This is a genomic window from Dysgonomonas sp. 511, from assembly GCF_010501105.1.
GTDB lineage: Bacteria > Bacteroidota > Bacteroidia > Bacteroidales > Dysgonomonadaceae > Dysgonomonas.
The window spans coordinates 1-3,233 of record NZ_QVMQ01000065.1 but is presented as its reverse complement, the minus strand read 5'-3'; the positions used below and the strand labels follow the sequence as shown (position 1 = coordinate 3,233).

At 37.4% G+C, this 3,233-nt stretch carries 2 protein-coding genes and 1 pseudogene; 2 read left to right on the top strand and 1 reads right to left on the bottom strand.

Going from position 1 to position 3,233, the window contains the following annotated elements:
* Window positions 1-105 precede the first annotated feature (105 nt).
* Window positions 106-597: a HigA family addiction module antitoxin gene (locus D0T57_RS15140; RefSeq protein ID WP_163274311.1), complete on the top strand. Its 492-nt coding sequence runs from the start codon at window positions 106-108 to the stop codon at window positions 595-597.
* 16 nt (window positions 598-613) lie between these two features.
* A complete protein-coding gene (locus tag D0T57_RS15135; protein WP_163274310.1) occupies window positions 614-1,282 on the top strand; it encodes a nucleotidyl transferase AbiEii/AbiGii toxin family protein in 669 nt (222 codons plus the stop codon).
* 19 nt (window positions 1,283-1,301) lie between these two features.
* On the opposite strand, the pseudogene mobC reads toward D0T57_RS15135, so the two are convergent.
* Window positions 1,302-3,101: pseudogene (gene mobC / locus D0T57_RS15130) on the bottom strand (conjugal transfer protein MobC); the annotation flags it as partial.
* Window positions 3,102-3,233 lie beyond the last annotated feature (132 nt).

Sequence of the window (3,233 nt, the reverse complement as noted above, 5' to 3'; positions counted from 1 at the left end):
TTTAACAAAACTAATTTTCAATATGACAAAGAACCAGGCGACTCTAATGAGCCAAGTTTATTTGATTTTTAATAACGAATTTTAATGGGACACTAGTGACATTATATGACAAACCGCATTGACATATTAAAAGGTATTCATCCCGGGAAGCTGATTGAAAGGGACTTGAAGAAAATGCATCTTAGCCAGCGGGCATTGGCGGAAGATACGAGCATTCAATACCAGACCATCAATGCCATTATTGCCGGAAGAAGAAACCTGACTACTCAGCAGGCTTTGAGTATAGAGAAAATAATGGGATATGAGGAAGGTTTCCTTTCTATCCTGCAAGCCTTTTATGAGATAAAGCAATACAAGGATAAAGAATATAATAAGCAATATACTTCGCCCCCCCATATACGAAAGTCACTTTTCTGGGATACGGATTTTGATAAGATAAACTGGGGAAAATACAAGAAGGCTGTTATTACCCGCGTATTGGAAAGAGGAAATAAAGAAGAACAGGAAGAAATAATCTGTTACTATAATTTAAAACCGAATGAAGCAGATAGTTACAGGCCTCAAAATAAACGTGCTATTCCTTCCAATCACGATTAACAAATAAATGTAAGCTATGTCATTACATTACGAGACAGTAACGCCACAATTAAGGAGTATCCTTGAAGACCTGATGGGCAATTCCGCATTCGATCCGTTTTATCTTGTCGGTGGAACTTCCCTGAGCCTACGGCTTGGGCATCGTATGTCGGTGGATATTGATTTGTTTACAAATGCCACATACGGTTCATTGGACTTTTCTGTTTTTGAATTCTATTTAAGAGATAATTACAACTATTATTATTGTACTGACATAACCAATATTGTAGGCATGGGCAGGTCCTATTATGTAGGAGCTTCCGAAGAAGACCATATAAAACTAGACATGTATTACCGCGATGAAATGACCGATAACTGTGATATTATAGACGGGATACGCCTTGCCAGCCTGGAAGATGTTATTGGTATGAAAGTAGATGTAATATCCAGACAAGGACGAAAAAAAGATTTCTGGGACCTCCATGAGTTACTAAGTAATTATACTATTGAAGAGATGCTGAGCATCCATGCTGCCCGTTATGAATATACACATAATGAGGACGAGATTATTGCGAACTTCACGGATTTTTCCCTTGCCGATGAAGAGATAGACCCGATCTGTCTTAAAAACAAAGAATGGGAACTGATCAAACTGGATTTTGTTGAAAATATCGAAATCATCCAACAGAATAAGGACAATAACTAAAAAATAAAATACCTATTACCTATTCTCCATCATTGTCTATCAGATGTTGTAATTCCGGATCATTTTCAATCCGATACAACTCATCTTTTACAATCTGCAATACATCTTTCTTTACCTGCTGATAATTCCGTTGTATCTGTTCATCCATGTTATCCTTTCCATTTTCATCCGTAAAACTCATAATCTGAGGAATCGGTTTGTAGGCTTTAGATTCAGCTGCAACCTTATCATTATCCACTACAATCTGTGAATGGAATATCTTTTGTTCAATCTTTTCCCCGAAGTTATCCGACACTGCTCCAACAAACATTCCCTGGGAGAGGTTAGCGATCTTCGATGCCGGAATTAATGAATCCAGTTGTGTATTAATAGAGGTCGATTTATCTTGCCTGCTGATCGTCATTGAATGCCGTTTCTGTAATACTTTTCCAAATCGTTCTGATAAGGTTTTGGCTGTTTCCCCTACAACCTGTCCCGAGAAAATATTCCCCACTGTATTTTGTATTACCTTACTCTCCTTATCACCATAGTCCCTGTTCAACTGGCTGTAATCCTGAAATCCCAGACATACGGCAACCTTATTGCTTCTTGCAGTAGCTATCAGGTTATCCAATCCCCGGAAATAAATAGTAGGCAACTCATCGATAATAACAGAAGATTTTAATTGTCCTTTCTTGTTTATAAGCTTTACAATACGGCTATTATATAATCCCAGTGCCGCTGAATAGATGTTTTGCCTGTCAGGATTATTCCCGACACATAGTATCTTTGGTTCATTAGGGTTATTGATATCCAGAGTAAAGTCATTACCTGTCATAACCCAATAGAGCTGGGGAGAGATCATACGAGATAATGGTATCTTAGCTGATGCAATCTGCCCCTGTAATTGATCCTGCGCACCTCCTTTCCATGCATCCATAAACGGAGACAGGTAATTCTCCAGAGCAGGGTAAGAAGTCAATATGGTGAATATATCCGCATAGGGTTTATTCAATAATTCAATGGCATGGGGAAATGTACAGTATTTTCCATCCTGATATATTTTCAGATACCAGATAATGGATGCCAGTAATATAATGGGAGATTCCACGAAGAAGTCTCCTTGCTTCTGAATCCATGTACGGTTCAGGTTAAGCATTATAGTATATGCCGATTCGTAGGCATCCGAAATATCCGTCATAAAATCGGGGTTGATCGGATTGCATCGATGTGTTTTTCTGGGATCATCAAAATTGATTACATAAAATTTTGGTTTTACTTTATATTTATCCAGATTCTTCAATAATGTATTATAGGCTATAGTAGATAAGTCATTAAACTTATAATCATAGATGTACATCGAGTACCCTTTCCGTATCTGCTGTTTGATATAGTTATTTACAATAGCATACGATTTTCCCGATCCCGGAGTTCCCAATACAATCGAAGCACGGAAGGGATTGACCACATTGATCCAGCCTTTATTCCATTTCTTTTTGTAGTAGAATAAGGTCGGCAAGTTAACGGAATATTCATTCTCTATTAAACTTGTTTCCTGTTGAAACGATTCGTTCTCATCATTAAATACATCATCCATCAGGTTATGTTTCAATAAGCGGCTCATCCATAATCCTGCAACCAAAAGTAAAATATAACCTATGGTCAATGTGAGTATATATAAGGACATATTTACCGGATATGGTAGAGGAAGGGATAGTAGCCACCAGTTCAGGAAAAAGATAACAAACCCGAAGAACAAATAAGTATTTATCTTACTCCAGCTAATCTTTTCTTCTTTTACCCCTTTTGTCCCCAGGCAGGACAATCCCAGAAATACAACGTAATCATTCGGTCTGCCTCATCTTTTACAAGTTTTATATAGTTTTTACCTTTGCTGAGAGAGTTAACGATAAATTAAGGAGCCATCAGTTTATGCAAATTTGACATCAATTGTATGAAAACCTATATATCA